This window comes from Chromobacterium sp. CCUG 76385, assembly GCF_059916625.1.
In genome coordinates this window covers 200281-226857 of the sequence record NZ_JAUCGU010000002.1, presented here as the reverse complement: position 1 = coordinate 226857, position 26577 = coordinate 200281, and the positions used below count along the sequence as shown (strand labels likewise).

Genomic DNA, 26577 nt, shown 5'->3' with positions numbered 1-26577 from the left:
CGTCCATCCCGCATGCCCTCGCCCATGAATCATGACCCTGCTTGTCGTCGCGCCCGCAGCGCGCCTTCCCGCTTCCGCCCGGCAGCCGCTCTGCTATCGGCGGTCCTGGCTGGCGCGCCGGGTCCTGGCGGCTTGGCGGCGGACGGATCCTCGCCCGCGCTGACGATCAGCGGCGATATCGGCCACTTCACCGATAAAGGCAGCAAAACCTACACCTTAAGCTTGGCCAGCCTGGCCAGCATGCCGCAGCGCAATATCACCACCGCCACCGACTGGACGCCCAAGGGCACGTTCAGCGGACCGCTGCTGCGCGATCTGTTGGCCAAGGCCGGCGCCCGCGGCACGCAAGTCAAGTTCTACGGCGCGGACGATTACAGCATCACCGTGCCGATTGCCGATTTCAGCCGCTACGACGTGATCCTGGCATGGCGCTGGAACGGCAAACCGCTACAGCTGGAAAACTACGGCCCGTTCTGGGTGATGTACCCGATTCCGACGATGCCGTCAGACGAAACCGGCGGCACTTTCACCTCCAAGCTGATCTGGCAGGTCACCCGCATGGAGGTGAGATGAGCCTCGCCAAACGCTTCTCGCTGAGCGAGATATTAGGCTACGGCCGCGTTTTCATGGTGATATCGCTGTGCGCCACCTTGCTGATTTCCGCCGCGCTGTATTCATCGGTGATCAAACGGCCGATTCCAGACAAGGCCAGTGACTTGTACTGGATGGTGGCGCAGCTGCAGCTGTCGCTGAACCGAGTGGAAATGGACGCCTGGCGCTACCAGGCCGGACAGATTCCCCGGCAGGAAGTGGACAGCAGCTACGCCATCGCCGTCAGCAAATACCGCATGTACTCGCAGCCGTCCGCTGCCAATGCCATATTGGCGGCGGTGCCGGGCTTCCCGGAGTTGAGGACCGCGCTGGCCGGCGTGTTCGAGCGCCCGGCGCGGCAATGGAGCCGGCAAGACGCGCAGCAATTGTCCCAGGACTTGGCGCAGCTGCGTCCGCAGCTAGCGGACTTCGCCGTCCAGGCCCGCCAGCGGGAAAACAGCGAGATGGTGCAGCAGATGAAACTGATGGAAAACCATCAAACCATGTATCTGCTGGGTTTGACCTGCTGGCTGGGCTTTCTCTGCCTGTTCTGGGTGGTGATGCACCGCTTCGGCAAAATCAAACGCCAGGCCTCGCAACAGCAGCAGATCCTGGAGCGCGAGCAGGCGGCGCGCGCGGCGCTGGTGCAAAGCGAACTGGCGCGCGACACCTTCCTCGCCACCATCAGCCATGAAATCCGCTCGCCCCTGCAAAGCATCCAGACTTGCGTCGAACTGCTGGAATACAGCGTGCAGCGCGACACGCCGGGCTATGGCTACCTCGCCCGGCTGAAACACAGCACCGAGCACTTGCTGGAGCAGGTGCGGGACATCATGGACATCTCGGCGCTGAAAAACCATCAACTGACGCTGGAGCCGGCAGCCACCGACGTCGCCGCGCTGATCGAAACCGTAGAGCTGGCGCATAGAAGCCATGCCGAGGCCAAGGGCTTGAGCCTGCGCATAGACTGTCCGGCCCTCCCGGCATTGTGGCTGGATGGCCACCGGCTGCGGCAGATCGTCTGGAATCTGCTATCGAATGCCATTCGTTACACCGACAACGGCCACATAGAACTGACCTTGCGCTACCATGAGCGGCAACTGGAAATTTGGGTAAGAGACACCGGCGTCGGCATTCCGGATGAAATCAAAGCCCAATTGTTTCGGCCTTTCGCCCGCGGCAAGAACCGCCGCCCCGGCAGCAGCGGCCTGGGCCTGGCCATCGTCCACGAGCTGGTCATGCTGTTCGGCGGCACCATCAAGGTTTCCAGCCAAGTAGGCGCCGGCAGTTGCTTCCGGCTGCTGTTGCCCGCCTTGGAGGCGGCAAGCATGGCCGAGCTTGAAGACGCGGAGCCGCAGCCCGGACGCATCCTGCTGCTCGACGATGACGAGCATATTCGCGAGTCCTACCATGCCCTGCTGGAAGCCAAGGGCTATACGGTGGACACCGTGGCCACCGTGCCGGCGGCCATTGAAAGAGTGCTGTCGCAACGCTACCACCTGCTGCTGCTCGATCTGCAGGTCGGCAACGCCAGCGGCTACGAAGTGGCTGAGGCGGCGCGGCAAACGCTGACCAATCTGAAAACCCCAGTCATCGGGATGACCGCGTTCAAACAGGAATTCTACGATCCGCGCCACACGCTGTTGACCGGCAAGCTGGAAAAACCATTCAACTTCGGCCAGCTGCAGAAACTGCTGACGCTCTACCTGCCCGCAAGCCGGCAGGGGGCCGCCAGGACGGCCTGAATCCTCACTCACCATCCCCCCCCCACCGCTGAGCCTGCGGCGCGCATCAAGCCCTTGCCCTCACCATGCATCAGCCCGCCTGCGCACTCCCGAACCAGGCCTGGGATGGGGCCGATTTTGGTCTATTTTAAGATTTCCAAAAGTCTCCCCTGTCCCCATCAAGGGGATTGCCGACAAAATCCAGATGACGTTATATTCAAAGCAAATAAGAAGAACTACTTATAGCCCATCGCAATCCCGGACAACACGTGGTTTAGCAGGTAATGGTCATGAATCAGACGCAACAAAAATGGGGCCACCTGGGCATCCGCATCATCCTGGTCGCGGCAGCCGCCATCACGGTAGCGTTTGCCGTGATGATCGCGCTGATCGCCAAGCTCAACTACAACGAGGCCATCGACAACGGTTACCAGCTGGCAACGGAACAAGCCGCCAGCTACGCCAAGGATGCCGAAAGCGATTTCGACCGCGGCTTTCAACTGCCCAAGCACCTGGCCGGCGCCATTGAGGGCATACGCCGCACCGGCAAGCCGGACCGCAAGCAGACCGACGCGATGATCATGCAATTGCTGGACAACGCGCCGCAATCCATCGGGCTATGGATGCTGTGGGAGCCTAACGCTTTCGACGGCAACGACAACGCTTTCCGTTTCGACTGGCCGCGCCATGATCCCTCCGGCCGCTATCAGCCCTACATCACCCGCAATGCGCAGGGCAAGGCGCAGATGGACGTGATGGTGGACAGCGACCGCGTCAAGCAGTTTCCCAAATACAAGGAACATCCTGAAGCCTATCAACCGGATTACGAAAAGCCGGGCTGGGGCGATTTCTACTACGTGCCCAAGCAACGCGGACGCGACACCATCACCGAGCCCTACCCTTACGAGGTGCAAGGCAAAAAGGTGCTGGAAAGCTCCCTGGCCGTGGTAATGAAGGACGCCAGCGGCAAGATGACCGGCGTTTCGGCTACCGACCTGGCGCTGGACCAGCTGCAAAAGCGCTTTGGCCCCATCCACCCGCGCGAAACCGGCTTCATCCGCATCGTGTCCGAAGGCGGCATCTATGTCGTCAATCCCCAGGCCGAGTTGCTGGGCAAGCCGGTGGCCAAGGAAGATCCGCTGTTCGCCCGCCTGCCCGACATTAAAAAAGGCAGCGACTTCGTCTATGAGGACGGAGGGTTCACCCACTTCTTCCACCCCATACGCGTCGGCGAAACCGGCCAGTTCTGGTCCATCGGCATCAGCATCCCCACCGCCGCCATCACGGCCGAGGCCCGGCGCTCGATGTTCGCGGCCATCGCCATTGGCGTGGCGGCGCTGGCGCTGATCCTGCTGTTGCTGACCGTAGTGATCCGCACCCTGACCAAACCGCTGATCAAACTGGCGGAAACCATGGAGCAACTGGCCGACGGCGGCGGCGATCTGACCTCGCGCATCGCCATCGCCAACCGCGACGAGATCGGCCGCACCGCCTATGCCTTCAACCGCTTCCTGGACAGCCTGCGCGACATGTTCATCCAGGTGCGGGAGCAAAGCCGCCAGGTTTCGGCCGCCGCCAGCCAGCTCAGCCATTCCGCCAGCCAGGTGCACGACGCGTCCACCCAGCAATCCGATGCGGCCTCCGCCAGCGCCGCCAGCGTGCAACAGGTCACCGTCGGCGCCCAGCACATCGCCGACACCGCGCAGCAGGCCGGCAGCATCGCCCGCGAAACCGGCGAACTGACCGAACAGAGCGTGGCCAAGGTCAACCGCGTCACCGGCGAAATCCAGCGCATGACCGACACCATGCACGCGCTGGCCGACCGCATGAGCGGCCTGGGCAACCGCTCCAATGAGGTCACCACCATCGTCGGCGTGATCAAGGACATCGCCGATCAGACCAATCTGCTGGCCCTGAACGCGGCCATCGAAGCGGCGCGCGCCGGTGAAATGGGCCGCGGCTTCGCCGTGGTAGCCGACGAAGTCCGTAATCTGGCCGGCCGCACCGCCGAGGCCACGGTGCAGATCACCCGCATCGTCGAAGCGATCAGCAGCGAAACGCGCCAGGCAGTGGGGGACGTGCAGAACAGCAGCCAGCAGGTCGATCTCAGCGTCGGCATCGCCGAGGAAGCCAACCAGGCCATGCGCGAAGTGCAGGACTACAACCGCCAGTTGGTGGCCAGCATTGTCGACATCGCCACGGCCACCCGCCAGCAATCCAGCGCCAGCCAGGAAATCGCCCAGAATGTGGAGCGCATCAGCGGCATGGCGCAAAGCAATAACCAGACCGTGCGCGAAGTCAGCGATGCCGTCAGCCGCCTGCGCGAGCTGTCCAGCGAATTGGAGCAACTGGTGGGGCACTTCAAGTTGTAATCGGCGCCCGCTTCGCTGAAAGCCCGGCCTGCCCGGGCTTTTTCATTGCCCTCGCCCCGCCATGCGCAGCGCCAAACCGATGGCGAAGCCCAATAAGACAAGGCCGCAGCCCAGGTCCAGCCCTCGCCGGCCGCGTGGCCCCAGCCTGAGCAAGAGCGCGCCGCCGCCATAGGAGAGCAACAGCCACCACATGGCCGAACTGCAAAACACGCCCGCCACGATTTCCAGTTGCCGCGCGGCGTCAAGGCGCAAACCGCCGGACAGCGCGGCGGCGACTGCGGCGAAAGACAGTATCGTCATCGGGTTGCCCAGCGTCAGCAACAAGGCGCTGAGGTAGGCCTTGCCCAGATGCCGCTCCGCATCATCCCGCCCTTCTGCGGCGGGCCGGCGCAAGGTGGCAAGGCCAAGCCAGGCCAGCAGCAAGCAAGCCGCCCACCCCAGCGGCCGGGCCAAGGCGCCGGCAAGCTGCATGGCGAAACCGCCTCCCCATGCGCCAGAGAGCGCGAACAAACCATCGGCGCTCGCCGCGCCCAGGCCGGTGGCCAGCCCCAGCCGCGGACCGCCGCGCAGGGTGCGGCTGATGCACAGCAAACCTATCGGCCCCACCGGCGCCGCGATGGCGATGCCTATCCAAGCCGCCTGCCAAAACATCGCCGCCTCCTTTCGTATTTGCGATGCCGCTAGGGGCTGTTGACGTTTGGTGAGTGGATCGCGTTTGAGCCGATTTGGCCCGGAAGCAAGGCGCGCAGTCCGACGCATAGTCATTCTATGCAAGGACTGGGCAACGCGGCTTCCGGCCCAAAGCGGCCAAACCCGCAGGGCCGGGCGCCTTTCGCGCCGACTCTTCGTTGTTCCGCGCTGGCAGAGAATGACTATGCGGCGCGCGAAACGCCTCGATTCGGCGCAAAACGCATCCCGGCGCGACCGCTCCCCAAACGTCAACAGCCCCTAGTCTGCCTGCGCCGAGCGCGGCGGCCTATGAGGATTTTTCGGCCATCAACCATGCTAACCTTCAAAAACACCATCAAAAGCGGGAAAGCGTTTACGAATGGAAGTCGATGCCAAATCCTGGGCGATATTGACCGCCCTGCAGGCCAACGCCCGGCAATCGCTGACCGAGCTGGCGCAGGCGGTGGGCCTGTCGGTGCCGGCGGTGTCGGAACGGGTCAAACGGCTGGAGGAGGCCGGCGTAATCCAGGGCTATCACGCGCGGGTGGCGCCGCTGCGCGCCGGTTACGCGCTGTCGGCGCTGGTGGGCATCACTGTGCCGCAGCCGGACAAGAAAACCCTGCTCGCGCGGCTGGAGGCCATGCCGGAGGTGATGGAATGCCACCATGTGACCGGCGTGGACTCCTACGTATTCAGGCTCTTGGCGCGCGACGTGTCCCATCTGGAAATGCTGGTGGCGCAGCTGAACGACCTGGGCGAAACCCGCACCTCCATCATCCTGTCCACGCCGCTGTCGGAGCGGCCGGTGCGGCCGCCGCGCTGAGCGGCCTCAGCCTGCCTGGCGGCAGGCCTTGTCCGGCGCCTGATATGCGCGGCCGGCATCCAGCGGCGCAGCGTACGGCGAGGACCAGGTTTGTTCGTGCAAGGCGGCGATGCGTCGCGCCATCGCCTCGTTGCGCAGCACCACTTCCAGATTGCGCGATTTGTCCATATAGCCGCCGCTCCAGTTGCTGGTGCCCACCCAGGCGATCTTGCCGTCTATCTCCATGGTTTTGCTGTGGATGACGCGGGCAAACGGAATGCAGGCGCCGTCGCGCGGGATGGTGACGATGCGGACCTCCATGCCGGGCAGCACCGCCAGGCTCTTCAAGTAGTCCACGCCCGGCTTTTCCAGATTCCAGTCCGACACCATCAGCTTGACCTTGACGCCGCGCGCCAGCGCGCCGCGGATGGCGTTGTCGAACATCGGATAGTAGCTGCGCGGCTTGCCATAGCTCAGCGGCGCGTAGTCCAAGAGCTGAATGCGGACTTCGCGCTGCGCCTCGGCCATCAGTCGCGGCAGCGCCTGTTCTGAATCGCCGACGCCGTCCGGGTTGTAGGCATTGGGGCTGGCCAGCAGCGCCGCCGGCTGTGACAGGTCTGCCGCCTGCTCGTCCTCGCGCAAGGGCTTGACCTTGCCGCCGGCGGCAAGCGTCGCCTGCGCCGCCCAATCCTGTTCGAAGATGGCCTGCATGCGGCCGGCCATGGCCGCATCGTCCACCTTGAGCCCGGTTTCATGGATGTGCTGCAGCGAGCGCCAGTCGAAGTTCTGGCTGCCGACATAAGCGGACTGCCCGTCCACCACGATGAACTTGGCGTGGATGATGCCGTTGCCGGTCAGCTGGTTGTAGTCCAACTGGCGGTATTCCAGATTGGGGATGCGCTTCAGCCGCGCTATCGTTGCCGGCTCGCTGGCGAACATGCCCTTCTTTTCCATCAGAAAGCGGATCTTCACCCCGCGGCGGCCGGCGGCGTCCAGATGATCGATCACCTGATCCAGCTTGCTGCCATCGTGCCCGGCCACGTAGAACTGCTCCAACACAATCTCGCGCTTGGCAGCGTCGAACAACTGGCTCCACACCGTGGCCGGGTCGCGCAGGTCGGGCGTATCCAGATGCGCATGCTGCGGCGCGGTATGCACCAGCTCGAAACCGGGAATGGAGAAATCGGCGCGGGCCAGCGAGGCTGCCATGGTCAGGGCCAGCGGCCACCAGCGTTTGGACATTGCGGCTTCCTTCGGAAAATTTCAGATCATGACATAGCCATGTTAAGCGAGTATGTACCCGACATGAAAAAAGGCTGCCGAAAGGCAGCCATCAAGACAGACCCGCTGTGGCCTGTTAACGAAGCGAAAGCAGCGCCAGCACCCTATAGCGGCTGATGCCGAGCAGCGCCGGCACCAGCTGCTGCAGATGGTTGAAGTCGGCGGTTTGGTTGAGCCGGGCGTTGAAGTCGCTGACGAAACCGCTGGCCCAGCTTTGCTCGTCCGTGCGCGACAGCTGGCTGATCGACTGCCGGGCCTCGGCGATGGCGCCGTCAATCGCCGAATGGGTTTGCTGCAGCCTGGCGATGGCGCGCAGCACGTCCTGCAAGGCCAAGCGTACCTGGGCGTGATCGTCCGCCCGCCAGCGCGAGGCATCGATCGCAGGAGCCTCGGCTTCCAGCGCCAGCGGCTGCGGCACGCCGCCGGGAAAACGCACGCCCCCGCCGCGCACGGTCAGCGCGCCCTGCAGCTTGTCCCAGTCCCGCTCGCTGCAACTGAAACCCAAGCGCCCGTAGTCATCGAGTTCGCAACGCACGCCGGCCGGCCCCAAAGCCTGGTTCAGGCCGCGCAATGCCTCGTCGCGCCGGACGCCCTCGCCGACGCGCACCGCGGCAGGTGCGCCGCCGCCGACCGAAAACACCAGCGTTTCAGGCGCGCCGGAGGTCAGGCTGTCCAAGTCCAGTCCGCGCGCGACGAAACGCTGCCGCGCCGGCGCGCCCAGCGACAGGCGCAGCTGGCTGTCCAGGCTGCCGGCGCTGTCATCGCGGCGGCGCTGCCACGCCTGACCCAATGCGTCGCGCTGGGCATTCAAGCCTTCCGTATCCAGACGGCGCTGCGTCAGTTGCTGGCTCAGGCTGTCCTTGAAGCCTTGCAGCTGGCTCAGCATGTCTTCCACGTAGTCCAGCGCGCACTGCGCCGACGTCAGCTGTTCGTTCAGCTGGGTGCTGTAACGCCAGCCGGAAGCGGCGCCCGTCTGCGGGCGGGCGCTGGCCAAGGCCGCGCGGGAAGCGACGCCGGCGCCGCGCGCGGCAGCCGCGATCGGCGCGCCGTCCTTGCTCCAGCGCTTGTCGCCTGGCGAATGGGAAATGGAACCGAGTGTGGCGGGCATGGCGTCAGATCACATTGAACAGCGTCAGCTGGCTGACCTTGCCGTAGGCTTTCTGACTGGCCTGCAGCGCCATCGACAACTGGCCCATATTCATATACGCGGTGCCGTAGTCCAGACCGCCCAGCTCCAGCAGGCTCTGCTGGTTGGCCAGGCTCAGGCTGTTGTGGTTGCCGTCCAGGGTCTGCAGCACGTTCTGCGCGCCGCCCAGCTCGGAAATGCTGCCGCTGACGCTGGACAAGGCGCTGTCCACGCTGTCCATGGTGGCGCGCACGGCGGCGCCCACCGCCGGGTCCTTGCTGTCCAGCGTCGGGCTTTGCAGCGTGGCGATCACCTTGTCCAATTGGTTGAGCAGCGCCGGCATGGACTCCAGCGTGACGTTGGATGCCTGGGTCACTCCTTCGCCCACCGTCACCTGCTGGCGATCGGTGTTGCCGCTGAAGCTGTAGCGGCTGCCGACTGCCTGGCTGGCGTCGAATTTGATGGCCGCGCTGTTGACGGCGCTGCCGGAGAACAGATAGCGGCCCTCGCTGTCCTTGGTGTTGGCGGCGAACAGGATGCTGTCGCGCAGGCTGATCAAGGGCGACGCCATCGCCTTCAGGTCTTCGGCCGGCGCCGGATTGGCCGCCGCCACCAGGATGTCGCGCGCGTCGCGCAGATTGGCGCTGATGCCGCCCAGCAACGTTTCATTCTGGCTGAGCCGGGACTTCAGCGCGCCGATATTGTCGCGGTACTGGGACAGCGCGGCCTCTTCGCGCTGCAGCCGCAGCAGGCGCACGCTGGCGATCGGGTTTTCCGACGGCGCCAGCATGCTCTTGCCGCTGGACATCTTCTGCAGAAGCTCGGCCATACCGGAACTGCTGTTCTGCATGGCCAGCAGCACGACGGACTGGTACTGGTTGCTGGAGATACGCATGCTTGTCCTTACAGGATGGCCAAGGTGCTTTCGAACAGCTGGTTCGCCACCGAAATCACCTTCATATTGGCCTGGTACATCTTCTGGAATTCGATCAGGCTCACCGCTTCTTCGTCGCCGTTGACGCCGGACGTGCCCTGCCAGTTTTTTTCCGATTCGGCGCGGATCACATTGGCGGTGTCCAGGCCGGATTTGTTCTGCTGGCTGGCGATGGCCAGGTGGCCGATCATCTGCGAATAGGCGTCGCCCAGCGTCACCTGGCCAATGCCGGACAAGGCGAAGCGCTGCTGCCGGATCGCCAGGATCTGCTGCAGATTGTCGTTGTTGCCGGGCTTGGCCGGATCGGCGGAAAAGCCCAGATCCGCCGCGCCGATGCCGGTAGTTTGCAGCAGGCCGTGCGCCGCGCCGGGGTCGAACTGGAACAGCGGCTTGCCGCTCTGGCCATTCATGTCGTAGCCCTTGGCCAGCTGGCCATTGACGCGGCTGGCCAGCTCGCCGGCCAGCGCGCGCACCTGTTCCTGCGCCGGCCGCAATACCTGGACCTCGAACTGGTTGAGCCCGCCCAGCTGGCCGCCCAGATCGCCGCCGGGCATGGCGTATTTCTCGGTGCCGAAGGCCAGCTTCAGCTGCTGGCTGCCATCCGGCTGCGCTTCGCTGGACAGGGTGGCGGCGCTGTCGCCGGACACCAGCGGCAGACCGTTGGTCAGCGAGATGGACTTGCCGCCGTCCGGCTGCGCCACGACCCGCACTTCCACCAGGGACGCCAGCGCGTCGATCTGGCGGTCGCGCTCGTCTTCCAGGCCGGAGGTATTGATGCCCTGCGCCCGCGCGGCGATCAGCTTCTGGTTGAGCGTCGCCAGATTGGCCGTCGCGCTGTTGATCTGGGTCAGCGTGGCGGAGCGTTGTTCGGCGATGGCCGCCTGCTGCGAGGTCAGCACGCCGTACAGATTGTTGAAGCGTTGCGCCAGCGAGCCGGCCTCGCGCACCACCTGGTCGCGCATGGTATTGGAATCCAGGCTGGCGGCGTTGAGCGCGGCGAAGAATTTGTCGAAGCCGGCGGACAGGCTGCTGCCGTCGCTGCCCATCACCTTTTCCAGCTGGCTGAAGTAAGGCTGGGCGGCAGACAGCGCGCCGACATGGGAGCCGGCCTGCCATTGCTGCAGATTCTTGTAGTCGTCGCTGAAGCGGCGCACGCTGGCCACCGCCACGCCATAGCCGGCGCTATTGGGATCGCCGAGTCCCGGCGTTTGCGTGGCCAGCGCCACGCCCTGGCGCGAGTAGCCGGGCGTCTGCTGGTTGGCGATGTTCTGGCTGGCCGTATTGAGCGCGACCTGGGCGGCCTGCGCGCCGGTCAGCGCGTTATCGATCATGCGCATCGTGGGCGGTCATCACTTGGAAAGTGGAAACATAGGCGCGGAGAAGGCCGCCAAACCCTGGCCTGCGTCGCGCCCCTGCTGCAGACGGGCGACGGCCTGGTCCGGGTTCTTAAGGGGAATATTCCCGTCGGCCGGCAGCAGCTGCGCCAGGATCAGGTTGGCGATGCCGAAGGCGCGCTTGCCGGCCAGCTGGTCCGCCAACGCGCCGTCGGCGATGTCCTGCATGTCGCCGTTGACGGACTTGGCGAATACGCTGTCCTCGCCTGCCACTTCGCGCGTGGTCTTGCGCATCTGCTTGAACATCTCGCGCACGAACTGCGCCTCGAACATCTCCGCGGCTTTTTCGGCCTTCTTGCGGTATTCCGGGCTGGCCGGCGCGACAGGCTGCTCGGCTCCGCCTTGCGCGGACGGGTTTTGCAAGTCATTGTTCAGCATCGCAGACGCTCCATAGAACCTGTTCATAGTATTTACTCGCCGCAGAGGCATGTCTGATCCGCAAGCCATGGCGTCTTCGTCGCGCCCAGTCCCTTCAAGCCTGCCCTTGCGAAGCGGATTCAAAATCTGCAAACACGAGCTTTTATATCACCACCAACTCGCCATCTATCGCCCCGGCCTGATCCAGCGCCTGCAGGATGGCCATCACGTCGTCCGGCGTGGCGCCGGTGCGGTTGACGGTGTCGATGATGGCGCGCAGGCTGGCGCCGGCCGGCCACTTGAACATGCGTCCCTGGCCCTGCTCCACCTGCACGCTGGAATTGGGCACCACCTTGGTGTCGCCGTTGCTGAACGGCCCGGGCTGGCTGACCTGGGACGACTCGGAAATCACCACGCGCAAGCTGCCGTGCGACACCGCAGCCGGCCGCACGGTGACACCCTCGCTGATCACCACGGTGCCGGTGCGCGAATTGAACACCACGCGCGGAATCTCCTGGCCCACGTCCACATTGAGCTTTTCCAGCCGCGCGACGAAGGCCACGCGCTCGGTCGGGTCCTGCGGCGCCCGCACTTCTATGGTGGTGGCGTTGCGGGTGCTGGCGATCTTGCCGTAGCTGCGGTTGATGGTTTTCACCACATTGGTGGCGGTTTCGAAGCTGGGGCGGCGCAGACTGAGCCGAACCGAATCGCCCTGCTCGAAATCGCTGGGAATCTCGCGCTCTATGCTGGCGCCGTTGGGAATGCGCCCGGCGGTGGGCGTGTTGACGGTGACACTGGAGCCGCTCTTGCCCTGCGCCGACAAGCCGCCTATCACCACGCTGCCCTGGGCCAGCGCGTACACTTCGCCATTGGCCGCCTTCAGCTGCGTCAACAGCAGCGTGCCGCCGCGCAGGCTCTTGGCGTCGCCCAGCGACGACACCGTCACGTCTATGGTCTGCCCGCGGCTGTAACCCGGCGGCAGGCTGGCGCTGACCATCACCGCCGCCACGTTCTTGACGCGGGTGTCGGTCTTTTCCGGCATTTTCAAGCCGAACTGCTTCAGCATATTGGCCACGGACTGGCCGGAGAACTTCACCTGCGAGTTGTCGCCGGTGCCGTCCAGGCCCACCACGATGCCGTAGCCTATCAGCTGGTTGTCGCGTATGCCTTCCACATTGACCAGTTGCCGCAGCGGCTGGGCGGCGGCGGCAAGCGACAACGCCGCCAGGCTGGCGGCGACGATCAGGCGCTTCAAAAGTGTCAATCTCATCGATAGCCCTAGAACGGCATCAGCGGACTGGTGAAGAACTTCATCAGCCAGCCGGGATTATTGGCGTCGGCCAGCGCGCCGCTGCCGGAATAGCCGATGCGGGCGTTGGCGATGCGCAGCGAGGACACGCGGTTGTCGGTGTCGATGTCTTCCACCCGCACATAGCCGGCCAGCCGCAAGGACTCCTCGCCCTGGTTCAGCGTCAGCTGCTTCTCGCCCTTGACCTGCAGCAGCCCATTGGGCAAGACCTTGTGCACCACCACGGTCAGCGAGCCGGCCAGCGCGTTCTGCTGGGTGGAGGTGGACGAGCCGTTGAAATTGCGGTTGGCGTCTATGCCCACCTGGGCATTGAAGGTGGTGTTGCCGATCAGCGACGGCCCGATCTTGGCGCCGGATTGCTTGCCGAAGGTGGTGCCGGCCTGCTTGCTGGCCTGGGTGGTTTCTTCCAGCACCACGGTCAGGATGTCGCCGGGGCGGAAGGCGCGGTTGTCCGAGATCAGCGACAACGTGCCGCCTGCGGTGAACACGCCGCCGCCGCGCGGCGCCTCGGCCGACTGCCGCACCAGCTCGGGCAGCGGATCGGGCGGCGGCGGCGCCGGCTGGAACTGGGCGCAGCCGGCCAACAGCAGCGCGGCGAGCGTGAGCGGGCGTAGCAAGGTCATCGCACCGATTGGCCCAGTTGCTGCAGCATATTGTCGGCCGCGCTCAACACCTTGGTGTTCATTTCATAAGTGCGCTGCGCCGCGATCATGTCCACCATTTCCTCCACCACCTGCACATTGGAGCCTTCCAGGCTGCCCTGCTTCAGCTTGCCCAGCGCGTCGGCGCCGGGGTTGCCGGTGGTGGCGTTGCCGCTGGCGGCGGTTTCCTGGAACAGATTGTCGCCCAGCGCCAACAAGCCGGTGGGGTTGACGAAGTTGGCCAGCGTGATCTGGCCGACATCGGTGGGCGTGGTCGCGCTGCCTTCGGTCACCGACACCACGCCGGTTTCGCTGATGGAAATCTTGGTGGCCGTCGCCGGAATCTTGATTTCCGGCTCCAGCGGCAGGCCCTGGGCATTGACCACCAGGCCGTCCGCGTTCAGCTGCAACTGGCCGGCGCGGGTGTAGCCGGTTTCGCCGTTGCTCATCTTCACCTGCAGAAAGCCCTGGCCGACGATGGCCACGTCCAGCGTCTGGTTGGTGGTAGTCAGGTTGCCTTCGGTGAATACTTTCTGGCTGCCCACCAGGCGCGTGCCGTTGCCCAGCTGCACGCCGGACGGCGACAGGTTGTTGTCGTCCACCTTGCTGCCGGGCTGGCGGTCCACCTGGTAGAACATGTCCTCGAACACCATGCGGTCGCGCTTGAAGCCGGTAGTGTTGACGTTGGCCAGGTTGTTGGCGATGGCGGTCAGGCGCGCGTCCTGCGCCTGGATGCCGGTTTTGCTGATCCACAGTGCCGGGTTCATCGAACTCTCCTATCAGCCGCGCAGCAGGCGGTTGCCCGCCTCGTTCATGTCGCTGGCGGCGTTGAACAGCTTCATTTGCATTTCGAAATTGCGGTTGAGCGTCATGGTGGCCACCATTTCCTCCACCGCGGACACATTGCTGCGTTCCAGATGGCCGCTCTGCACCTTGACGCTGTCGTCGGCGGGCAGCGGCGCGCCCTGGCGCGGCACGATCAGGCCGTCGGCGCTCTTGGCCAGTTCGCGCGCATCGGGCTTGACCAGCTTCAGCTTGTCCACCGGCTGCATCTCGGCATCGCCGGGATTCAGCACCGACACGGTGCCGTCGGCGGCGACGCTGACCTTCAGATAGCCTTCCGGCAGGCGGATCGCACCGCCGTCGCCCAGCACCGGATGGCCATTGACGCTGAGCGTGCCGTCGGCGCCGGCCACCATGCTGCCGGCGCGGGTGTAAGCCTCGCTGCCGTCCGGCGCGGCGATGGCGATGAAGCCATCACCCTGCAGCGCCACGTCCAGATCGCGGCCGGTTTCCACCACCGTGCCGTTGCGGGTGTCCAGCGCGGTCGGCGCATTCTGGCTCAGCAGCCGGGCGTCGTAGCCGTAGCCCGGCACGGCCTGGCTGACGGCGGTGTCGATGTCGGCGCGGAAGCCGCCGGTTTCGGCGTTGGCCAGATTGTTGGCATGAATTTGCTGCGATTTGAGCAAACGGCCCGCGCCGCTCATCGCGGTGTAGATCAGCGCGTCCATCGCCTTACACCGCCTGCATCAAAGCCTGCATCACCTGGTTCTCGGTCGAGATCACCTTGGTGTTGGCTTGATAGTTGCGTTGCGCGGTCATCAGCGTCACCAGCTCCGAGGTGACGTCGACATTGGATTGCTCCAGCGAGCTGGTGGCCAGCTTGCCGGCCATGCTGCTGCCGGCGGTGGACAGCAGGGCCGCGCCGGATTCGGTGGTTTCCTGCCAGCTGGTCTGCGACGAAGCGGCCAGCGCGTTCTCGTTGGCGAAATTGGCGATGGCCAGTTGCGCGATCACTTGCTTCTGGTCATTGCTGTAGCTGACGATCACCTCGCCGTGTTCGCCCAGGCTGACGCCGGTGCGCGCGCCCGGCGGATAGCCGGTGGCGGCGTTGCGGCTGGTGCTGGCTTCGCCGGCAAACTGGGTGGTGCCGGTGTAATCGACGGCCAGCTTCAGCGGCGAGGCGCCGGCCGGCGTGCCCAGGTCCAGCGCCACCGCGGCGGCCGGCTGGGTCAGCTTGCCGTTGCTGTCGAACTGCAGATTGGTGGTGGCGCCCAAAGCCTGGCCGTCCAGCGCGTAGTGGACGGTGACGGTGCTGTCCGCGCTCTTGCAGAAGTACTGGGTCAGGTTGTGCTTGTTGCCCAGGGAGTCGTAGACGGTGGACACGCTGGAGTGGTTGAAGCTTTGGGTATTGCCCTTGTCGAATGGGATGGTCTGCGTCGTCCAGCCGGCCGACATATTGCCGGTGTACTGCAAGGCGTCGCTCGGCTTGGCCGGGATATTGCCTGTGGGAATCTGGATGTCGCCCAAGGCGCCCAGCGCGCCGCTGTCCGCCTTGGCATAGCCCTGGATGCGGCCCTTGTTGGCGTCGATCAGATAGCCGTCCTTGTCGGTATCGAAGATGCCGACGCGGCTATAGCTGACCGTGCCGGCCGTGCTCTTTGAGACGAAGAAACCGCGGCCGTCGATGGCGGCGTCCAGCGTGCGGCCCGTATTCACCAGGCCGCCGTTGCGGCCGATGTTCTGGCTGTTGCCGCGGCTGTTGACGCCCATGGCCTGGCTGCCGGCATAGGCGGAGGCGAAGGTCACGCGGCCGGACTTGAAGCCGTAAGTGGCGGAGTTGGCGATATTGTCGCTGATGCTGCCGAGTTGATCGTTGACGGCGTGGATGCCGGACAGGGCGATTTCGAAACTCATGGAACTCTCCGAACGGGACTTTAAGCGGAAGCGCCGGGCAGACCCAGCAGCGCGGAAACGGAGGACGACGGGAACTCTCCCAAGCCGGCCAGCGACAATACCGGCTCGCCGCCGTTGACCGGCAGGCGCACGCCGTTGACGTTGGCCTTCAGTTCCAGCAAGCCGGCGCTGCCGGAAGCGGTGGCCAGCTCCAGCTGATAATCGCCGGCCGCCAGGCCATGATCGGCCAGCTTGATCTGGAATTCGCTGGCGCCGGCGGCGCGCTTGCCCAGCTCGATGCGGGTGCGCTGGCCGGCGGCGTCGGTCAGGATCAAAGTATTGGCCTCCTCCGCGCCGGACAGGGTCAGCCGGCCGGACAGCGCGGTCTGGCCGTCGCTGCGGAAGCGGTCGGTCTGCACCAGCACCGGCTTGCCCACCTGCGCGCCCAGCGCCAGGCCTTGCAGCTCGCGCAGCATGCCGCTCTGGCTTTGCAGCAGCTTGACCATGTCCTGAGTCGACTGCACTTGGTTCATCTGCGCCAGCTGGCTGACAAACTGCGACGGATCGGCCGGGTCCAGCGGACTCTGGTTGCGGATCTGCGCCAGCAACAAGGTCATGAACATGTCCTGGGTATCATTCTTCTTGCCGGCGGCCGGCGCCACTTTCGGCGCGGCGGACGAGGACTGGCCGCCCGAGGACTGTTGCGACGACTGCGTCTGATCCACGCTCATGCGTTGTCTCCCAGTTTCAGCAGGTCCTGCTGCATGGTTTTCACTCGCGCCAGCACTTCGACATTGGTCTGGAACGCCCGGCTGGCGGACAGCATGTCGGTCATTTCCTCTACCGAGTTGACGTTGCTGTAGTAGACATTGCCGTCGGCGTCGGCCAGCGGATTGCCCGGCTCGTGGGCCTTGCGCACCGGCTCCGGGTTATGCACCACATCCAGCACCTGCACGCCGACGCCCTCGCCCATCATCTGGCTGGAGAACACCGGCTTGCGGCCGTGGTAGGCCGCCTGCTCGTTGCCGGCAGCGGCATCGGCGTTGGCCAGATTGCTGGCCACCGTATTCAGGCGCACCGTTTGCGCGGTCATCGCCGAGCCGGCAATGCGCGAGATATCGCGAAATGACATGGCTTATTGCCCCGCAATGACTTTGGCCAGCCCGTGCAGCTTCATATTGATGAAGGTGAGGCTGGTCTGGAATTCGGAAACGTTTTGGGAGAATTCGGCCTGCTCCACGCCCAGCTCGACGGTGTTGCCGTCGCGGGACGGGTGATTGGGCAGCCGGTACAGCAGATCGCCGCCGTCGTCCAGCGCCAATGGCGAGTCGGCGCCGGCCGATGCCAGCGCCGCCTTGAAATCGATATCGCGCGCCTGATAACCCGGGGTGTTCTCGTTGGCGATATTGGACGCCAGCACCCGGGTCCGCTCCGCCCGCAGCCGCAAGGCCTCGGGATGGATGCTCAGGGCCTTGTCCAGATGTAAGCCCATTGCCTTGACCCTATCAGTTCACTACCATGTTCAAGCTATTCGCTACAAATAGCCCTTTAATTGGAAAGCGATACTAATAAGTGAATCCAGCATCGTATACGCAACAATTACCAAGCAATTCCGAATGGCAAAATTCACGACTCAAGCCTTGACGCTGCTCGCCCTCGCCCTGCCTCAAACCATACAGGCCGCCGCGGGGCCGGACGCCGCCGTGCGCCAACAGGCGGAAGCCCGGATTCATCAGCGCCTGCAGCAGGCTGGCCTGGAGGCCAGCAGCGCGCAGTTGCAATTGCTGCCGCCGCGCGACGCGCCCGCCTGCCCCGCGCCCTGGCAGGCAGAGGCCGCCGATACGCGCGCCTTCAGCCGCATGCGCTTCACCCTGGCCTGCCCGGGCATGGGCTGGCGCGGCAATGTCATCGTCCGCGCCGCGGTTTCGGCGCGCGTCGCCGTGGCCGCCCGCGACCTGCGCGCCGGCGAAATGCTGCAAGCTGAAGACATCGCTTGGGAAGAACGCCCGATTGCCGACCCCGCCGACCTGTTCGGCCGCGCCGCGCCGCCGCAAGGCCTGCAGGTCCGCTCGGCGCTCAGCGCCGGCCAGCCGCTGCGACGCCGGCAATTGCAGGCGCCGCAGCTAGTGAAACGCGGCGCCGGCCTGCGCATCGTGGCGCGGCAGGACGGCATCGAAGTGACTGTGGCCGGCGAGGCGCTGGCCAACGGCCGCCAAGGCGAGACCATCCCGGTGCGCAACCTCAGCAGCGGCAAGACCATCCAGGCCCGCGTCAGCGCGGACGGCGAGGTCAACCCGGTGGAGTGAGGCGCGCCTGAGCGCGGCGCAGCCCGCGCTGTTTATTGTCAACAACACGCGCAGGGCGACAGATCGCGCGCAGGCGCCCCCTTGCCCTGCGTGGGCGCCGCCCCAAGCAGCTTCAACCGCTCTCCTGACATCGAACGCATGCCACCAGCCAGCCTCATGCCCTATCCCGTCTCCGTGATTAGCTAAGCGCAATCTTTCATTTCACATACCCACTTCGCATTGATACATTTTGCATATCAGATTATGTATTTTGTATCCAAAAATGCCTTCCATTTCGCCGACTTCCTTCCCCGTTTTCCGCTGTCGCCGCCTGTCCGGCTGACGGCAAGACTCGCCGGACAGGCGCACCCGCATACCGCAAACCGATAACAAAGAAAGCCATCCATGATGAAACACACCCTGCTGCTGGCCGGGCTGGGCGCCGCTTTGCCTTTTTCCGCCCTCGCCGCCGACTCATCCGCGCCCGACAACACCCTGGAGCGCGTCACCATCACTGGCAGCAACATCCGCGCCAGCGTCAAAGCCAAGGCCAATCCGGTTCAGGTGATCACCTCCGCCGACATCGCCAAAAGCGGCAAAGCCGACCTGCCGGACGTGCTGAGATCGCTGGCGGTGAACAGCGGCAACAGCTTCAACGAGCAAGTCACCGGCAGTTTCTCCGCCGGCACCGCCGGCGTTTCGCTGCGCGGCCTGGGGCAGCGCAACACCTTGGTGCTGGTCAACGGCAAGCGGGTTTCCAATTACGCCACCGCGCAGGAATTGCAGGAAACCTTTGTCGACTTGAATGCGCTGCCGCTGAAGGCCGTCAAGCGCATCGAGATTCTGAAGGACGGCGCCTCGGCCATTTACGGATCGGACGCCATCGCCGGCGTGGTCAACATCATCCTCTACCCCGACTACCAGGGCGCCGAGGCCGGCGTGGAGTTCAGCCGCGACAGCAGCACCGGCCAGAATCAGCAAAAGTTCAATCTGCTGGCCGGCAAGGGCGATCTGGAGCAAGACGGCTACAACGTCTGGTTCGCTTTCGATTCGCAAAAGCGCGGCCGCCTGGACCAGACCGACGTTTCCTGGCTGAAGGACAACGATTTTCGCGGCCTGCCCGGCGGCTCGCTGAACCGGGCGGTCACCAACTACTATGGATCCGACCCGACCAATCGCTTCCCCAAGGCCGTCGGCCCGCTGCAGGATACCGACTACTCGACCCTGAACCCGGAAAAAAGCGGCCGCGTCTGGGCCTACAACCCGGCGCAGTACACCACGCTGATGCCGGCCATCGAGCGCTATCACGCCGCCCTGCACGGCAGCTACAGGCTGAACGCCACCGCCGAGGCCTATGCCGAATTCCTGTACGGCGCCAGCCACGCCAGCGCCATCTTCGCCGGCCCGCTATCGCTCACCAGCTCGCTGCGCGCCTGGGACGCCGCCAATCAGAAACTGGTGCCGATCAGCACCACGCTGCCGGTCGGCCATCCCGACAATCCCAACGCCGCGCCGACGCCGTTCAGCACCGTGCTGTTCGGGCAGGGCGAACGCGACAAGACCGACAGCACCTCGTTCCGCCGCCTGCTGGCCGGCGTCAAGGGCAGCGGCGACAAGTGGGACTGGGACATCTCCGGCCTGTATTCCGACAGCCGGCTGCGTGAATACGCCTACAACTTCGTCAACCGCTACGCCTATGAAGTCCTGCTGCAGAACGGCGGCTACAGCTTCACCGATCCCTCTAAAAACAGCGAGGCGGTCAAGGACAGCCTGCGCATCAACACCTTGCGCCCGGCTTACTACCGGGTGATGAGCCTGGACGCCACCGCCAGCACCGAACTTGGCCGGCTGCCGGCGGGACCGATCGGCTTCGCCGCCGGCTACCAGCTGCGGCGCGAAGTCATGAACGCCGGCACCTCCTGGCAAGTGCTGAGCGGCACCGAGCTGCGTCCGGCGCTGGACCTGATCGACGGCTCGCGGCTGATCCAGGCGGCGTACTCGGAACTGAACGTGCCGCTGCTGAAGAACCTGTCGCTGAGCGCCGCCGCCCGCGCCGACCACTACAGCGATTTCGGCAACGCCTTCTCGCCCAAGCTGGGCCTGCGCTATCAGCCGTTGGAAAGCTTGACGCTGCGCGGCTCGGTGTCCAAGGGCTTCCGCGCGCCCTCGCTGCCGGAAATCACCCAGAGCACCGCAGTCAGCTACAGCAGCGCCCAGGATCCGTTCGACCCGGTGACGCCGGGGCGCTCGGTATCGTTCACCCACCTGGTGGTGGCCAATCCGGCCATCCAGCCGGAGCGCTCGAACAACCTGAACCTGGGCTTTGTGTTCTCCCCCACCGCCAGCACCAGCATAGGCGTCGATTACTATCGCATCCGCCAGAAAGACGTCATCGGGCTGGAAGACCCCGAAACGCTGATCCGCAATCCGCAGGCCTATCCTGGCCAAGTGGTGCGCGACAGCCAGGGCCGCTTGCAATCGATCTCCCAGAAATTCATCAATCTGAGTTCGCAAAGCACTTCCGGCTTTGACCTGGAGCTGTCGCAAAGCTGGAAATTCGCGCCCGGCAAGCTGACGCTGGCCGCGCAATGGACCCGGCTGCTGTCGTTCAGCAAGCCGCTGCAGCAAAACGGCCCGCAGATAGAGGGCGCCGGCAGCAATGTCCACGGCGCGCTGCCGCGCTGGAAGGGCCAGACCTCGGCCAACTGGGAGGCCCGCGACTGGAGCGGCACGCTGACCTGGTTCCATACCAATGGCTATACCCAGGCCACTCGCGACGACGACAATGATCAGGCCTGGGTCAAGGGTTCCGACACCTTCAACCTCAGCGCCAGCTACAAGGGCTTCAAACGGCTGACGCTGACCGCCGCGGTGGAAAACCTGACCAACAAACGCCCGCCCTGGGATGCCCACAGCGACGTCTATTTCGACTCCAGCCAGTACGACCCTACCGGCCGCACTTTCATACTGGGCGCGCAATACAAACTGGACTGACTCTCGCTTGCCTATCGGCCGTCCATCCCGATCAGAAGCGCCCGCCGCAACCGGGCGCTTTTTCCATGGCATGGCCCATAATAACGATCAGTATTTCTACTAGTATTGACTATGCAGTCATGTCCAAATCCATCCTTCGCCGGGCACGGCGCGTAGGTTTGATGGTTTTCTCAAGGAACACGCCATGTCACTTTTCAACCGCGGCCTCTCCCGCGAACTCGACGCCGTCCGCCTGGAGCTTGAGCAAGCCCGCGGCCGGCTCGCGGCCATCGATCGCTCGATGGCGGTGATCGAATTCTCCGTCGATGGCACCATCCGCCATGCCAACGAACACTTTCTGCGGGCGATGGGTTACCAGATGCAGGACATCGCCGGCCAGCACCACCGCATCTTTTGCCCCCAGGCGTACGCGGCCAGTCCGGCTTATCGGGAGTTCTGGCAAAAGCTGGGGCATGGCGAATTTCAATCCGGCCGCATTCTGCGGCTGCGCAAGGATGGTTCGGAAGTTTGGCTGGAAGCCAATTACTCGTCGATTCGCGATCAATCCGGGCGGGTTACCGGCGTGATCAAAGTGGCGGTCGACATCACGGCCCAGGTCCGCGCGGAGCAGGACAGTCTGGCCTTGCGCCAGGCGATAGACCACTCGATGGCGCGCATTGAATTCGATCTGGATGGCAATATCCTCGACGCCAACGATAACTTTCTGAAGGTATTCGGCTATGGGCGCGGCGAGCTGATAGGCAAACACCACCGCATGCTGTGCGAGGCAACGTACGCCGCCAGCCCGGAATACGGGAAACTCTGGCAACAGCTCAGGCAGGGGCGTTTTATGGAGGGGCAGTTCCGCCGCCTGCGCAAGAACGGCGAGACGGTGTGGCTGCAGGCCACCTACAACCCGGTGCTGGACCCGGACGGTCGGCCGGTGCGGGTGGTGAAGTTCGCCAGCGACATCAGCGAGCAGATGCTGCGCCTGCGGCAACAGGCGGAAAACGCGCAAAGCGCGGTAGAGGCCTCGCAGAACACCGAACAGCTGTCGATTCAAGGCTCATCGGTGCTGGAGCAGGCCGCCAGCGAAATCAACCGGGTGGCCGGCAGCGTGGAAACCTCGTCCGGCATCCTGGCCAAACTGGGCGACAGCTCCACGCAGATCGGCAGCATCGTGGACACCATCAGCGACATCGCCGACCAGACCAATCTCTTGGCGCTGAACGCGGCGATCGAGGCGGCGCGCGCCGGCGAGATGGGCCGCGGTTTCGCCGTGGTGGCGGATGAAGTGAGAAAATTGGCGGAACGCACCAGCCAGTCCACCGGGGAGATTTCCGGCATCGTCAAGAGCATTCAGGACGACTCGCGCTCGGCGATCGAAGCGATGCAACAGATGCAGACGCTGGCCGACAACAGCCTGCAGCTGGCCGACCAGGCGCGCGGCGCGATTCAGGAAATCCGCAGCGGCGCGCGCGATGTGGTGCAAGTCGTGCGCGAGGTGTCGGAACTGCTGCAACAAAACTGAGCCGGGCGCCGTCCAGCGGACGGCGCCAACCGGCATCACGACCAGAGCCGCCGGCTCAGTAGCCCAAGCCCATCGCCGCGCGGACCTCGCCCATGGTCTCGCGCGCCACCTTTTCGGCGCGGGCATTGCCGTCGGCCAGGATTTCCGTGACCAGCTTGGGATTGGCCAGGTACTTCTCGGCGCGCTCGAACATCGGCTGCTGCTCGCGCACCACGGCGTCGATCACCGGCTGCTTGCAGTCCAGACAGCCGATGCCGGCGCTGGTACAGCCGGCCTTGACCCATTCCTTGGTTGCGCCGTCGCTGTACACCTCGTGCAGCTGCCACACCGGGCATTTGGACGGGGTGCCCGGATCGGTGCGGCGCACGCGCGCCGGATCGGTCGGCATGCCGCGGATTTTCTTGCTCACCGTTTCCGGCGCTTCGCGCATGGTGATGGTGTTGCCGTAAGACTTGGACATCTTCTGGCCGTCCAGACCCGGCATCTTGGAGGCGGCGGTCAGCTTGGCCTCGCACTCGGACAGGATGCTCTTGCCCTTGTTTTCCAGCCAGCCGAACAAGCGTTCGCGATCGGCGTTGCCCAGGTTCTGGCTGGCGGCCAGGATGTCGCGCGCCTGCGCCAGGGCTTCCACTTCGCCGTCCTGCAGATAGCGGTTGCGCAGCTGCTCGAACAGCTTGCCGCTCTTGCCGATTTTCTTGACGGCGGCGCGGGCCAGCTCGTCGAAATTGGGTTCGCGGCCGAACATGTGGTTGAAGCGGCGCGCCACTTCGCGCGTCAGCTCGATGTGCGGCACCTGATCCTCGCCCACCGGCACCATGCCGGCCTTGTATACCAGGATGTCCGCCGCCTGCAGCAGCGGGTAGCCGAGGAAGCCGTAAGTGGTCAGGTCTTTGTGGCTCAGCTTCTCCAGCTGGTCCTTATAGGTGGGCACCCGCTCCAGCCAGCCCAGGGGCGTCACCATGGACAAGGCCAGGTGCAGCTCGGCGTGCTGCGGCACTTTGGACTGCACGAAGATGGTGGCCTGTTCCGGATCGACGCCGGAAGCCAGCCAGTCGATCACCATTTCGTTGATCGACTTGCCGATGATGGAGACGTCGTCGAAATTGGTCGTCAGCGCGTGCCAGTCGGCCACCATGAAGAAGCATTCGTGATGATGCTGCAGTTCCACCCAGTTCTTGATCACGCCATGGTAGTGGCCAAGGTGCAGGCTGCCGGTGGGGCGCATGCCGGAAAGGATGCGGTTGGCGGACATATTATTGTGCTCTCGATAGGCCGCGGGAAAGCAAAAGCCGCCGGCAGCATCCGGCGGCCTGGCCCGCGCAGGGTTCTAGAAAAACAGTTGCAGCAGATGATACATCAACTGGTAAAACGGTTGCAGGATGGTGCCCAGCAAACCGGTGGCGATCAGCAACAGCAGTATCCACATGCCGTAGCGCTCGGTCTGGGAATACTTCCAGGCCGTGCCCGGCGGCAGCAGGCTTTCGACGATGCGGCCGCCGTCCAGCGGCAGAATCGGCAGCAGGTTCAGCAGCATCAGCGAGATATTGATGGCGATGCCGGCCTTGCTCATCAGCATCAGCGGCTCGGTGTAGGCATTGTCGGTATGCAGCGCCAGCTTCAGCAACAGCGTCCAGCCTATGGTCATGGCGAAGTTGGCGGCCGGCCCGGCGGCGGCCACCCAGCGGCTGTGCTGGCGCGGCTTGCGCAGCGCGCCGAAGTTAACCGGCACTGGCTTGGCCCAGCCAAACACGAAACCGCCCATCCACAAGGTCAACAGCGGCAGCAGCACCGTGCCCACCGGGTCGATGTGTTTCAGCGGGTTCAGCGTCATCCGGCCCATCATATAAGCCGTGCTGTCGCCAAAACGGCGAGCCGCATACGCGTGCGCCGCCTCATGCATGGTGATCGCCAGCAGCACCGGCAAGGCATAAATGGCGACACGCTGCACCATCAGGTCGAGATCCATCCCCACTCCTTGTCTATCCGGCCGCGTGTGCGCGGCCTGTTCATTTGCTTAACGGCGCTCAGAGCACCGCGCCGACAATCAGCAATACGATGGCCTGCACCAGCGGCAACAGCACCTTGCCCAGAATGCCGCTGAACATCAACAGCAGCAGTATCCAGAAGCTGTAGCGCTCCACCTTGGAGAACTGCCAGGCGGCGCGCGCCGGCAACAAGGCCTGCATAATGATGCCGCCGGGCAGCGGCGGCAACGGAATCAAGGTGAAGATCATCAAGGCCACATTGACCTTGATGCCTATCAGCGCCATCAGTTGCAGCGGCTCGCCGAAGTAGACCGACAGATGATTGGCGGCCACCGCCACCCCGGCCCACAGCAACGCCATCACCAGATTGGCCAGCGGCGTCACTAGCGCCACTTTGGCCAGCGCGCTGCGCGGCTTGCGCATGGCGCCGGGATTGAATTGCAACGACTTGGGCCAGCCGATGATGAAGCCGCCCATGGCCACGCCAGCCAGCGGCAACGCGATGGAGCCAATCGGGTCAATGTGAGCCAGCGGGCTGAACGTGCGGCGGCCGGTCATGTAGGCGGTGCGGTCGCCCAGATAATCCGCCATGAAGGCCTGCGCGCCGGCCGGTATGGTAATGGCGAACAGGATGGGAAGAATGGACACCGCCAGTTGTTGAATCAGGGAAAGGGACTGCATGATTTCCTATTGCAATGGGGTTACAGACCAAACGGCGCTAGCGGACCCTTGCCCTGGCGCACCAGCTCCATGCCGTCGGTCATGTCTATCACGGTGGTCGGCTCGGTGCCGCACCAGCCGCCGTCTATCACCGCGTCCACCGCATGCTCCAGCCGCTCGCGGATTTCGTAAGGGTCGGACAGCGGTTCGGCGTCGCCCGGCAGCAGCAGCGTACAGGACAATATGGGTTCGCCCAGTTCTTCCAGCAAGGCCAGCGCGACTTCATGGTCCGGCACTCTCAGGCCTATGGTTGAACGCTTGGGATGCAGCGTGCGGCGCGGCACCTCGCGCGTGGCCTGCAGGATGAAGGTATAGCTGCCCGGCGTGGTGGACTTCAGCACGCGGAACTGGCCGTTGTCCACCTTGGCGTAATTGGCCAGTTCCGACAGATCATGGCACACCAGCGTCATCATGCGCTGCTTGAGGTCGACGCCGCGAATCTCCAGGATGCGCTCCAGCGCCGCCTTGTCGCCCAGCATGCAGCCCAGCGCGTAACAGGAGTCGGTGGGATAGACGATCACGCCGCCTTCGCGCAGGATCTTCACCGCCTCGCGGATCAGCCTGGCCTGCGGATTGTCGGGATGAATCACAAAAAATTGCGCCATATTCGCCGTCGTTTCAAAGCCGCGCGTCGGCGCGGCAGTTGCTATTGATCAGATAATCGCTTTGCACCAAACCGCTGGCAAAAGCGCGGGTAGACTGATGCTGCAATTCCAGCTCACGCCCCAAGCTGCCAAACAGGGGAATGCCGCCGCCCAAAAGCACCGGCACTCTGCTGATGATGACGCGGCTCAACAGCCCCGCTTCCAAAAAAGACGTGACCAAGCGTCCGCCATCCACATAGACGCACCGCGCGCCATCCGCCGCCAACTGGGCCACCAGCTCAGCCGGGGTCGCGTCGCTCAAGGCCACCTTGCCACGCAGGGCGGCCGGCAGGTCCGCCTCGCGCAAGCTGGCGCTGGCCACCACGACTTTCACGCCAGGATATGGCCACTCGGCAAAGCCCATCACTTTGGCAAAAGTGCCGCGCCCCATCACCAGCGCATCCACCGTCGCCATGAAAGCGCTGTAGCCATAGTCCTCGCCTTCCACCGCCACTTGGTTTAGCCACTCCAGGCCACCATCTTTCCGAGCGATATAGCCATCTAAGCTGGCCGCCATATACGCGACGCAACACACATCTGCATTATCGTTTTGCATCTTATTC

At 64.4% G+C, this 26577-nt stretch carries 25 protein-coding genes and 2 pseudogenes; 8 read left to right on the top strand and 19 right to left on the bottom strand.

Going from position 1 to position 26577, the window contains the following annotated elements; translation table 11 throughout:
- Window positions 1-24: 24 nt before the first annotated feature.
- The 3 genes from QUG01_RS02935 (at window position 25) to QUG01_RS02925 (ending at window position 4687) form a co-directional block, all read left to right on the top strand.
- Window positions 25-573 carry a putative pterin-binding protein gene (locus QUG01_RS02935; protein ID WP_500828805.1) on the top strand — a complete coding sequence of 183 codons (549 nt, stop codon included), beginning with the start codon at window positions 25-27 and terminating at the stop codon, window positions 571-573.
- A complete protein-coding gene (locus tag QUG01_RS02930; protein WP_500828804.1) occupies window positions 570-2336 on the top strand; it encodes a hybrid sensor histidine kinase/response regulator in 1767 nt (588 codons plus the stop codon). Before QUG01_RS02935 ends, QUG01_RS02930 begins: the two co-directional genes overlap by 4 nt.
- Before the next feature lie 269 nt (window positions 2337-2605).
- Entirely contained in the window at window positions 2606-4687 is a 2082-nt protein-coding gene (locus tag QUG01_RS02925; protein ID WP_500828803.1) for a methyl-accepting chemotaxis protein, read from the top strand.
- A gap of 42 nt (window positions 4688-4729) precedes the next feature.
- Here QUG01_RS02925 and QUG01_RS02920 read toward each other — a convergent pair whose 3' ends face one another.
- Window positions 4730-5338: a LysE family translocator gene (locus QUG01_RS02920; protein WP_500828802.1), complete on the bottom strand. Its 609-nt coding sequence runs from the start codon at window positions 5336-5338 to the stop codon at window positions 4730-4732.
- A 397-nt stretch (window positions 5339-5735) separates the two neighbouring features.
- On the opposite strand from QUG01_RS02920, the gene QUG01_RS02915 reads away from it, so the two are divergent.
- Complete coding sequence (locus QUG01_RS02915; RefSeq protein ID WP_307913807.1) at window positions 5736-6179, top strand: Lrp/AsnC family transcriptional regulator; 444 nt, start codon at window positions 5736-5738, stop codon at window positions 6177-6179.
- A gap of 6 nt (window positions 6180-6185) precedes the next feature.
- Here QUG01_RS02915 and QUG01_RS02910 read toward each other — a convergent pair whose 3' ends face one another.
- From QUG01_RS02910 to flgB, 13 genes are all read right to left on the bottom strand, one after another.
- Window positions 6186-7400 carry a phospholipase D-like domain-containing protein gene (locus tag QUG01_RS02910; protein ID WP_500828801.1) on the bottom strand — a complete coding sequence of 405 codons (1215 nt, stop codon included), beginning with the start codon at window positions 7398-7400 and terminating at the stop codon, window positions 6186-6188.
- A 115-nt stretch (window positions 7401-7515) separates the two neighbouring features.
- Window positions 7516-8547 carry a hypothetical protein gene (locus tag QUG01_RS02905; protein ID WP_500828800.1) on the bottom strand — a complete coding sequence of 344 codons (1032 nt, stop codon included), beginning with the start codon at window positions 8545-8547 and terminating at the stop codon, window positions 7516-7518.
- 4 nt (window positions 8548-8551) lie between these two features.
- On the bottom strand, window positions 8552-9460 hold the full coding sequence (gene flgL / locus QUG01_RS02900; protein ID WP_500828799.1) for a flagellar hook-associated protein FlgL: 909 nt from the start codon (window positions 9458-9460) through the stop codon (window positions 8552-8554).
- Between the two features lie 8 nt (window positions 9461-9468).
- Window positions 9469-10836 (bottom strand): flagellar hook-associated protein FlgK, encoded by a 1368-nt coding sequence (gene flgK / locus QUG01_RS02895; protein ID WP_500828798.1) that lies wholly within the window; start codon window positions 10834-10836, stop codon window positions 9469-9471.
- Between the two features lie 12 nt (window positions 10837-10848).
- Window positions 10849-11271 (bottom strand): rod-binding protein, encoded by a 423-nt coding sequence (locus QUG01_RS02890; protein ID WP_103319293.1) that lies wholly within the window; start codon window positions 11269-11271, stop codon window positions 10849-10851.
- Window positions 11272-11413: 142 nt separating this feature from the next.
- Window positions 11414-12520: a flagellar basal body P-ring protein FlgI gene (locus QUG01_RS02885; protein WP_103319292.1), complete on the bottom strand. Its 1107-nt coding sequence runs from the start codon at window positions 12518-12520 to the stop codon at window positions 11414-11416.
- An 8-nt stretch (window positions 12521-12528) separates the two neighbouring features.
- Window positions 12529-13182: a flagellar basal body L-ring protein FlgH gene (gene flgH / locus QUG01_RS02880; protein WP_500828797.1), complete on the bottom strand. Its 654-nt coding sequence runs from the start codon at window positions 13180-13182 to the stop codon at window positions 12529-12531.
- The gene (gene flgG, locus QUG01_RS02875; RefSeq protein ID WP_103319288.1) at window positions 13179-13967 is read right to left on the bottom strand and encodes a flagellar basal-body rod protein FlgG; all 789 of its coding nucleotides are present in this window, start codon (window positions 13965-13967) and stop codon (window positions 13179-13181) included. Before flgG ends, flgH begins: the two co-directional genes overlap by 4 nt.
- A gap of 12 nt (window positions 13968-13979) precedes the next feature.
- Entirely contained in the window at window positions 13980-14711 is a 732-nt protein-coding gene (locus QUG01_RS02870) for a flagellar basal body rod protein FlgF (RefSeq protein ID WP_500828796.1), read from the bottom strand.
- A gap of 4 nt (window positions 14712-14715) precedes the next feature.
- Window positions 14716-15897, bottom strand: a complete 1182-nt coding sequence (locus QUG01_RS02865) for a flagellar hook protein FlgE (RefSeq protein WP_500828795.1) — start codon at window positions 15895-15897, stop codon at window positions 14716-14718.
- Window positions 15898-15917: 20 nt separating this feature from the next.
- A complete protein-coding gene (locus QUG01_RS02860; protein WP_500828794.1) occupies window positions 15918-16607 on the bottom strand; it encodes a flagellar hook capping FlgD N-terminal domain-containing protein in 690 nt (229 codons plus the stop codon).
- Window positions 16604-17008, bottom strand: coding sequence for a flagellar basal body rod protein FlgC (gene flgC / locus QUG01_RS02855; protein ID WP_043626392.1), 405 nt, complete (start codon window positions 17006-17008; stop codon window positions 16604-16606). The genes QUG01_RS02860 and flgC overlap by 4 nt, the downstream gene beginning before the upstream one ends.
- 3 nt (window positions 17009-17011) lie before the next feature.
- A complete protein-coding gene (flgB, locus tag QUG01_RS02850) occupies window positions 17012-17368 on the bottom strand; it encodes a flagellar basal body rod protein FlgB (RefSeq protein ID WP_043626395.1) in 357 nt (118 codons plus the stop codon).
- Between the two features lie 124 nt (window positions 17369-17492).
- On the opposite strand from flgB, the gene flgA reads away from it, so the two are divergent.
- From flgA to QUG01_RS02830, 4 genes and pseudogenes are all read left to right on the top strand, one after another.
- Complete coding sequence (gene flgA, locus QUG01_RS02845) at window positions 17493-18182, top strand: flagellar basal body P-ring formation chaperone FlgA (RefSeq protein ID WP_500828793.1); 690 nt, start codon at window positions 17493-17495, stop codon at window positions 18180-18182.
- A 384-nt stretch (window positions 18183-18566) separates the two neighbouring features.
- On the top strand, window positions 18567-21155 hold the full coding sequence (locus tag QUG01_RS02840; RefSeq protein WP_500828792.1) for a TonB-dependent receptor plug domain-containing protein: 2589 nt from the start codon (window positions 18567-18569) through the stop codon (window positions 21153-21155).
- A 184-nt stretch (window positions 21156-21339) separates the two neighbouring features.
- Window positions 21340-22104: pseudogene (locus tag QUG01_RS02835) on the top strand (PAS domain-containing protein); the annotation flags it as partial.
- Window positions 22105-22320: 216 nt separating this feature from the next.
- Window positions 22321-22665 (top strand): annotated as a pseudogene (locus tag QUG01_RS02830) (methyl-accepting chemotaxis protein); the annotation flags it as partial.
- Window positions 22666-22720: 55 nt separating this feature from the next.
- Here QUG01_RS02830 and QUG01_RS02825 read toward each other — a convergent pair.
- The 5 genes from QUG01_RS02825 to QUG01_RS02805 all read right to left on the bottom strand — a co-directional run bounded on the left by QUG01_RS02825 (window position 22721) and on the right by QUG01_RS02805 (window position 26570).
- Window positions 22721-23917, bottom strand: a complete 1197-nt coding sequence (locus tag QUG01_RS02825) for a tryptophan--tRNA ligase (protein WP_500828791.1) — start codon at window positions 23915-23917, stop codon at window positions 22721-22723.
- Between the two features lie 75 nt (window positions 23918-23992).
- Complete coding sequence (locus tag QUG01_RS02820) at window positions 23993-24631, bottom strand: site-2 protease family protein (protein WP_500828790.1); 639 nt, start codon at window positions 24629-24631, stop codon at window positions 23993-23995.
- A gap of 58 nt (window positions 24632-24689) precedes the next feature.
- Entirely contained in the window at window positions 24690-25331 is a 642-nt protein-coding gene (locus QUG01_RS02815) for a site-2 protease family protein (RefSeq protein WP_500828789.1), read from the bottom strand.
- Between the two features lie 20 nt (window positions 25332-25351).
- Window positions 25352-25975 (bottom strand): L-threonylcarbamoyladenylate synthase, encoded by a 624-nt coding sequence (locus QUG01_RS02810; RefSeq protein ID WP_500828788.1) that lies wholly within the window; start codon window positions 25973-25975, stop codon window positions 25352-25354.
- A gap of 13 nt (window positions 25976-25988) precedes the next feature.
- On the bottom strand, window positions 25989-26570 hold the full coding sequence (locus QUG01_RS02805; RefSeq protein ID WP_500828787.1) for a dihydrofolate reductase family protein: 582 nt from the start codon (window positions 26568-26570) through the stop codon (window positions 25989-25991).
- Between the last annotated feature and the right edge of the window lie 7 nt (window positions 26571-26577).

Excerpts from the sequence above, each read along its gene's own strand:
- QUG01_RS02935 (WP_500828805.1), top strand. The coding sequence starts at position 25 with ATGAATCATGACCCTGCTTGTCGTCGCGCCCGCAGCGCGCCTTCCCGC.
- QUG01_RS02930 (WP_500828804.1), top strand. The coding sequence starts at position 570 with ATGAGCCTCGCCAAACGCTTCTCGCTGAGCGAGATATTAGGCTACGGC.
- QUG01_RS02925 (WP_500828803.1), top strand. The coding sequence starts at position 2,606 with ATGAATCAGACGCAACAAAAATGGGGCCACCTGGGCATCCGCATCATC.
- QUG01_RS02920 (WP_500828802.1), bottom strand. The coding sequence starts at position 5,338 with ATGTTTTGGCAGGCGGCTTGGATAGGCATCGCCATCGCGGCGCCGGTG.
- QUG01_RS02915 (WP_307913807.1), top strand. The coding sequence starts at position 5,736 with ATGGAAGTCGATGCCAAATCCTGGGCGATATTGACCGCCCTGCAGGCC.
- QUG01_RS02910 (WP_500828801.1), bottom strand. The coding sequence starts at position 7,400 with ATGTCCAAACGCTGGTGGCCGCTGGCCCTGACCATGGCAGCCTCGCTG.
- QUG01_RS02905 (WP_500828800.1), bottom strand. The coding sequence starts at position 8,547 with ATGCCCGCCACACTCGGTTCCATTTCCCATTCGCCAGGCGACAAGCGC.
- flgL (WP_500828799.1), bottom strand. The coding sequence starts at position 9,460 with ATGCGTATCTCCAGCAACCAGTACCAGTCCGTCGTGCTGCTGGCCATG.
- flgK (WP_500828798.1), bottom strand. The coding sequence starts at position 10,836 with ATGCGCATGATCGATAACGCGCTGACCGGCGCGCAGGCCGCCCAGGTC.
- QUG01_RS02890 (WP_103319293.1), bottom strand. The coding sequence starts at position 11,271 with ATGCTGAACAATGACTTGCAAAACCCGTCCGCGCAAGGCGGAGCCGAG.
- QUG01_RS02885 (WP_103319292.1), bottom strand. The coding sequence starts at position 12,520 with ATGAGATTGACACTTTTGAAGCGCCTGATCGTCGCCGCCAGCCTGGCG.
- flgH (WP_500828797.1), bottom strand. The coding sequence starts at position 13,182 with ATGACCTTGCTACGCCCGCTCACGCTCGCCGCGCTGCTGTTGGCCGGC.
- flgG (WP_103319288.1), bottom strand. The coding sequence starts at position 13,967 with ATGAACCCGGCACTGTGGATCAGCAAAACCGGCATCCAGGCGCAGGAC.
- QUG01_RS02870 (WP_500828796.1), bottom strand. The coding sequence starts at position 14,711 with ATGGACGCGCTGATCTACACCGCGATGAGCGGCGCGGGCCGTTTGCTC.
- QUG01_RS02865 (WP_500828795.1), bottom strand. The coding sequence starts at position 15,897 with ATGAGTTTCGAAATCGCCCTGTCCGGCATCCACGCCGTCAACGATCAA.
- QUG01_RS02860 (WP_500828794.1), bottom strand. The coding sequence starts at position 16,607 with ATGAGCGTGGATCAGACGCAGTCGTCGCAACAGTCCTCGGGCGGCCAG.
- flgC (WP_043626392.1), bottom strand. The coding sequence starts at position 17,008 with ATGTCATTTCGCGATATCTCGCGCATTGCCGGCTCGGCGATGACCGCG.
- flgB (WP_043626395.1), bottom strand. The coding sequence starts at position 17,368 with ATGGGCTTACATCTGGACAAGGCCCTGAGCATCCATCCCGAGGCCTTG.
- flgA (WP_500828793.1), top strand. The coding sequence starts at position 17,493 with ATGGCAAAATTCACGACTCAAGCCTTGACGCTGCTCGCCCTCGCCCTG.
- QUG01_RS02840 (WP_500828792.1), top strand. The coding sequence starts at position 18,567 with ATGATGAAACACACCCTGCTGCTGGCCGGGCTGGGCGCCGCTTTGCCT.
- QUG01_RS02825 (WP_500828791.1), bottom strand. The coding sequence starts at position 23,917 with ATGTCCGCCAACCGCATCCTTTCCGGCATGCGCCCCACCGGCAGCCTG.
- QUG01_RS02820 (WP_500828790.1), bottom strand. The coding sequence starts at position 24,631 with ATGGATCTCGACCTGATGGTGCAGCGTGTCGCCATTTATGCCTTGCCG.
- QUG01_RS02815 (WP_500828789.1), bottom strand. The coding sequence starts at position 25,331 with ATGCAGTCCCTTTCCCTGATTCAACAACTGGCGGTGTCCATTCTTCCC.
- QUG01_RS02810 (WP_500828788.1), bottom strand. The coding sequence starts at position 25,975 with ATGGCGCAATTTTTTGTGATTCATCCCGACAATCCGCAGGCCAGGCTG.
- QUG01_RS02805 (WP_500828787.1), bottom strand. The coding sequence starts at position 26,570 with ATGCAAAACGATAATGCAGATGTGTGTTGCGTCGCGTATATGGCGGCC.